We start from the raw sequence: 4,741 nt of genomic DNA, 5'->3' as shown, positions 1-4,741 counted from the left end.
CCTCGGGCCACTTTTCAAAGTCCACGTCGTGGAGCAGGCCCACGGTGGCCCAGAAGTCCGCCTCGTCGGCGTACCCCAGCTCCGCGGCGTACCAGCGCATGACGCCCTCCACCGTCAGGGCGTGCTGGATGTGGAAGGGCTCGGCGTTGTACTTTTTCAAAAGCGCCAGGGCGGAAGAACGGTCGGGACATGCTTTCATGATAGTCGCTCCTTTGTCAAAATAAATTGCGGAAAATTTGCTCACGTCTCCCGGGGATCGGGGTCGCCGTCCAGGGTGACGAAGTAGTCGTAGTAGGGAAGCAGGAAGGCAAAGCCCTGCTGGAGATGGGCCACGATGTCCCGGCCGAAGAGCTCGTCGGTGAGCTTGTCCTGGTGGGTGATGGAAAAGGACTTGGCCTGGTACCAGGGGGCCAGGGCGGGCCGGGAGGGCGCCGAGCGGGGACGCTTGTAGTCCTCCGTCTCCAGGGTGAACTCCGTCTGGCGCTCCAGATCCCGGGTCAGGCGCTCCATGGGCTTCGGGTCACGGTCCATGCGGGCGCGGAGCTTGGCCATGGTGAGGGGCCGGGCCATGTAGTACCCCAGGCCGTAGCTCCAGCCGTCGGGCCCCAGCTCGAACCAGAAGGTGGGGTGGGCCGTCCACTGCTCGGCGGGCTGCTCCACGCAAAACCACAGGTGGTCTTTGTAGGGCCCCCGGCCGTGGAGCCGCCGGGCGTCCCGGTAGATGCGGGTCACCTTGCGGATGAGGCCCAGGTTCGGCCGCTGGTGGGCCAGAAAGTCGTAGAGCTCGTCGGCCAGGGCGCACATGGGCTGGTAGAACTGGGTGAGATAGGTCTGCTTGTGGGCTTCAAACCAGCCCCGCTCGTTGTTGAAGCGGATGCCCCACATGAAGTCCACGGTCTCGTCGGTAAATCCGGTAAACATAGTGCCTCCTGATGCGGAAAGTGGTATCGGCAAAAGGGGCGGGCACGCGGCCCGCCCCCATCATGGGAAACCTCAGCCCTCCGCCTGGGCGGCCGCCACGATGAGCTTGACGCAAAGGTCGTAGCCCAGGGTGCCGCTGTCCAGCGTCAGGTCGTAGTTGTGGCTGTCGCCCCACCGCTTGCCGGTGTAGCGGGTGTAGTACGTATGGCGGCTGGCGTCCTTTTTGGCCATGAGCTTTTGGATCTCCGTGGCGTCGGTGCTGCCGATGAGCTCACTGACCCGGACGGCCCGGTGCACGTCGTCGGCGTGGATGAACACGTTGATGCTCTCCATGCCCGCCTCCCGCAGAAATTCGTCGGCGCAGCGGCCCAGGATCACGCAGGGCCCCTGCTGGGCAAACCGCAGGATCACCGCCTTCTGCACCTCGTGGATGGCCTCCTGGGAGTCCCGGTAGTAGGCACTGGAGATGGCGCACAGGCTCCGGAAAAACGAGTCCGCCCGGGAGCTGTCCTCCTGCTCCGTCTCCACCACGTCCGGGTCGAACCCGCTGGCCTTCACGGACTCCCGGAGAATGTCCTTGTCGTAAAAGGGGATGCCCAGCTGCTGGGCCACCTGCTGGCCGATGGAGTGTCCGCCGGCGCCGTATTCCCGGCTGATGGTAATGATCTTGTTCATCCTATGTGCCTCCGTTTCCCCGCAAATCGGTTCCTGGGCACATCATACCATATCCGCCTCCCCGGCGCAACGAAAATCTCAGCACCCCAGGCTCCGCTCCAGCAGGGCCGTCAGGGTGTCGGCGGTCTGGTACTCCCGGCGGCTCAGGTCCTGGAAGATCCGGGCAAGACACGGGTCCGAGGAGCCCTCGGCGGCCCGGGCGTAGTTGAAGCCGGCGCAGGCGGCCTGGTGGTAGTGCTCCCGCAGGGCCGGGCACCAGGCGCCCTGCCGGGGCACGGGACGGCACAACGGCGCCGGGCGGCAGGTGCCGGTGATGAGGTAGTACACGGCGGCGAGCTGGCGGCTGTTGGCGTCCTCCCGGGCGGCGGCCTGGCGCAGCTGCTGCCGGGCCCACACGGGGGCCTGCCGGGCCAGAGCCGTCAAAGCGCGGCACCGGGACGCGGCGTCATCGGCAAAGCCGGTGATCACATCCAGCATGTCGGCGGCGTCGGAGCCCATGCAGCACGGGTCGGTGATAGCGCCGGGCAGGGCGGACACCGGCCCGAAGCTCCCGCTCTCCGGGGCGGCTGTCTCCGCCGGGACCTGGGGCGCGGCGGACGGGGCGGGGGATGGCGGTGCCGCAGACGGGGCCGCCTGGGACGCGGGGGCTGGGGATGCGGGGTCGGACGCGGGGACCGCTGCGGGGGCGGCGCACCGGGGGCCGGAGGCCATGGCGGGGACGGCGTCGTCGGCAAAGGGCTCCATGCCCGGGGCCACCCGCTGCCACAGCCGGGCACTGCGCCGCAGGTCCAGCACGGACGGGCGATCTTGTTCCATAAAAAGTCCCTCCTTTTCTCCACAGTATATGCGGCGGGAAAAAATGTGTGATTGTTGCAGGCGCAACAGGTAAAAAACGACGGTTCCGGGTAAAATATCCTGGGAAAAGAGGCGGGGTCCGTTGCATTTATCTGCCGATTCTGCTAAAATAGACAAGCTGTGAGCATTTTTCCCGAAAAGGAGGTTTCGTTCCATGCTGGAACTGAAGCACATCAGCTATACTGTCCAGGAAGGGGACAGTACGCTGGGTATTTTGAATGATATTTCCCTGACCATCGACGACCACCGCCTGGTGGTGTTCACCGGCCCCAACGGCGGCGGAAAGACCACCCTGGCCAAGATCATCATGGGCCTGGTGAAGCCCACCTCCGGCCAGATCCTCTGGAACGGCCGGGACATCACCGACCTGGGCATCACGGAGCGGGCGCGCCTTGGCATCAGCTACGGCTTCCAGCAGCCCCCCCGGTTCAAGGGCCTGACCGTCCGGAACCTGCTGACGCTGGCCAGCGGCGACGAGAAGCTCTCCAAGGACCGCTGCTGCCAGTATTTGACCAAGGTGGGCCTTTGCGCCAACGACTATCTGGACCGGGAGGTGGACGTGTCCCTCTCCGGCGGCGAGGTCAAGCGCATTGAGATCGCCTCCATCCTGGCCCGGAACAGCCAGCTGATGATTTTCGACGAGCCGGAGGCGGGCATCGACCTGTGGAGCTTCGCCCGGCTGACGGAGACGTTTGAACAGATCCACGCCGACGGCAACGCCACCATGATTATTATCTCCCACCAGGAGCGCATCATCTCCCTGGCGGACGAGGTCATCGTGGTGGGCGACGGCGCCATCCGCCACCGGGGCACGGCCCAGGAGATCCTGCCCCAGATCCTGGCGGACACCACCGGCGGCTGCCCGGTGCTCATGACGAAAGGAGGTGCTGCGAAATGATGGAAAACGAAGTGGATCGCGAGCTTCTGGAGAAGATCGCGGACATGCTGGGCAAGCCCGTGGGCGCCTTCAACATCCGCAAGGACTGCGGCTGTGACGGCCGGGAGTCCACGGAGCACATCAAGATCGACAGCAAGACCGACGGCAAGAGCGGTATCGACATCCACATTCTCGACGGCACCGTGGGCGAGACGTGCCACATCCCCGTCATCATCACCAAGCCGGGCATCCAGGAGACGGTGTACAACGATTTCTACATCGGCGAGAACTGCAACGTGGAGATCGTGGCCGGCTGCGGCATCCACAACTGCGGCGACCAGGACTCCCGCCACGACGGCATCCACACGTTCCACGTAGGCAAGAACTCCCACGTCCACTACACGGAAAAGCACTACGGCGAGGGCGACGGCAAGGGCGGCAAGATCTTCAACCCCCAGACCATCGTCTACCTGGACGAGGGCGCTTCCATCCAGATGGACACCACCCAGATCCGGGGCGTGGACTCCACCAAGCGCTATACGAAGATCGTCTGCGGCAAGGGCGCCGAGGCGGTGGTCACCGAGCGGCTCTTGACCCACGGGGACCAGGTGGCCGAAAGCGACATGGAGATCGACCTGGAGGGCGAGGACGCCAAGGGCCGGGTCATCTCCCGGTCCGTGGCCCAGGACAATTCCTCCCAGGTGTTCTATCCCCGGATGGTGGGCGACGCCAAGTGCTTCGGCCACGTCCAGTGCGACTCCATCATCATGGGCAACGCCAAGATCAAGTCCATCCCCGCCATCACCGCCAACTGCACCGAGGCGCAGCTGGTCCACGAGGCGGCCATCGGCAAGATCGCCGGCGAGCAGCTTTTGAAGCTGGAGACCCTGGGCCTGACCGAGGAGGAGGCCGAGGACTGCATCCTCAAGGGCTTCCTGGCCTGAGACAAAACGAAAGAGCTCCGATGCATGGCATCGGGGCTCTTTTTTTCGCGCCGGGCAGGGGGGAGCGGGCCCCGGGACGGTCTGCCGGGGCGGAAAAAACGGGCCGCCGCGATTGCGGCGGCCCGAAGGGCTCACTCCATGGAGATGATATAATAGTAGACGGGCTGTCCGCCGGAGAGGACGGCCACCTCCGCGTCGGGGCAGGCCTTTTCAAAGACGGCGGCGGCCTTCTGGGCGTCCTCCTCCGTCACATCCTCGCCGAAGTACAGCGAGATAAAGGAGGATTCCTTTTCCCGGGCACTGGCTGCCAGATTCTCCAGCAGGGCGTCCAGGCTGCCGTCGGTGCCGAAGAGCTTGCCCTCCATGAGGGCCAGGTAGTCGCCGGCCTTGATGTCGAAGCCGTCGAAGTCGGAATCCCGGGCGGCGTAGGTGATCTGGGCGGTGGAGACGGTGGACAGGCTCTCGGTCA

At 65.1% G+C, this 4,741-nt stretch carries 5 protein-coding genes and 2 pseudogenes; 2 read left to right on the top strand and 5 right to left on the bottom strand.

The window, feature by feature from the left end:
• The 4 genes and pseudogenes from QZS13_RS09835 to QZS13_RS09820 form a co-directional block, all read right to left on the bottom strand.
• Positions 1-199, bottom strand: a pseudogene (locus QZS13_RS09835) (hydrolase); the annotation flags it as partial.
• Between the two features lie 41 nt (positions 200-240).
• Positions 241-921 (bottom strand): DUF2461 domain-containing protein, encoded by a 681-nt coding sequence (locus QZS13_RS09830; RefSeq protein WP_295588472.1) that lies wholly within the window; start codon positions 919-921, stop codon positions 241-243.
• A gap of 72 nt (positions 922-993) precedes the next feature.
• Positions 994-1,596: an AAA family ATPase gene (locus QZS13_RS09825; RefSeq protein WP_295588469.1), complete on the bottom strand. Its 603-nt coding sequence runs from the start codon at positions 1,594-1,596 to the stop codon at positions 994-996.
• 78 nt (positions 1,597-1,674) lie between these two features.
• Positions 1,675-2,412: a ferritin-like domain-containing protein gene (locus tag QZS13_RS09820; protein WP_295588467.1), complete on the bottom strand. Its 738-nt coding sequence runs from the start codon at positions 2,410-2,412 to the stop codon at positions 1,675-1,677.
• Between the two features lie 193 nt (positions 2,413-2,605).
• Between QZS13_RS09820 and QZS13_RS09815 the strand changes: the two genes are divergently transcribed.
• Both QZS13_RS09815 and QZS13_RS09810 read left to right on the top strand, forming a co-directional pair.
• A complete protein-coding gene (locus QZS13_RS09815; RefSeq protein ID WP_295588464.1) occupies positions 2,606-3,349 on the top strand; it encodes an ABC transporter ATP-binding protein in 744 nt (247 codons plus the stop codon).
• Complete coding sequence (locus QZS13_RS09810) at positions 3,346-4,272, top strand: SufD family Fe-S cluster assembly protein (RefSeq protein ID WP_295588462.1); 927 nt, start codon at positions 3,346-3,348, stop codon at positions 4,270-4,272. The genes QZS13_RS09815 and QZS13_RS09810 overlap by 4 nt, the downstream gene beginning before the upstream one ends.
• Before the next feature lie 131 nt (positions 4,273-4,403).
• Here QZS13_RS09810 and QZS13_RS09805 read toward each other — a convergent pair.
• Positions 4,404-4,741 (bottom strand): annotated as a pseudogene (locus QZS13_RS09805) (DAK2 domain-containing protein); the annotation flags it as partial.

Origin of the sequence: uncultured Oscillibacter sp., from assembly GCF_900546705.1 — a bacterium.
Classification (GTDB): domain Bacteria; phylum Bacillota; class Clostridia; order Oscillospirales; family Oscillospiraceae; genus Oscillibacter.
Note: the sequence above shows the minus strand (reverse complement) of the source record. Positions and strands in the feature narration are given on the sequence as shown.

Excerpts from the sequence above, each read along its gene's own strand:
- QZS13_RS09810 (WP_295588462.1), top strand. The coding sequence starts at position 3,346 with ATGATGGAAAACGAAGTGGATCGCGAGCTTCTGGAGAAGATCGCGGAC.
- QZS13_RS09830 (WP_295588472.1), bottom strand. The coding sequence starts at position 921 with ATGTTTACCGGATTTACCGACGAGACCGTGGACTTCATGTGGGGCATC.
- QZS13_RS09820 (WP_295588467.1), bottom strand. The coding sequence starts at position 2,412 with ATGGAACAAGATCGCCCGTCCGTGCTGGACCTGCGGCGCAGTGCCCGG.
- QZS13_RS09815 (WP_295588464.1), top strand. The coding sequence starts at position 2,606 with ATGCTGGAACTGAAGCACATCAGCTATACTGTCCAGGAAGGGGACAGT.
- QZS13_RS09825 (WP_295588469.1), bottom strand. The coding sequence starts at position 1,596 with ATGAACAAGATCATTACCATCAGCCGGGAATACGGCGCCGGCGGACAC.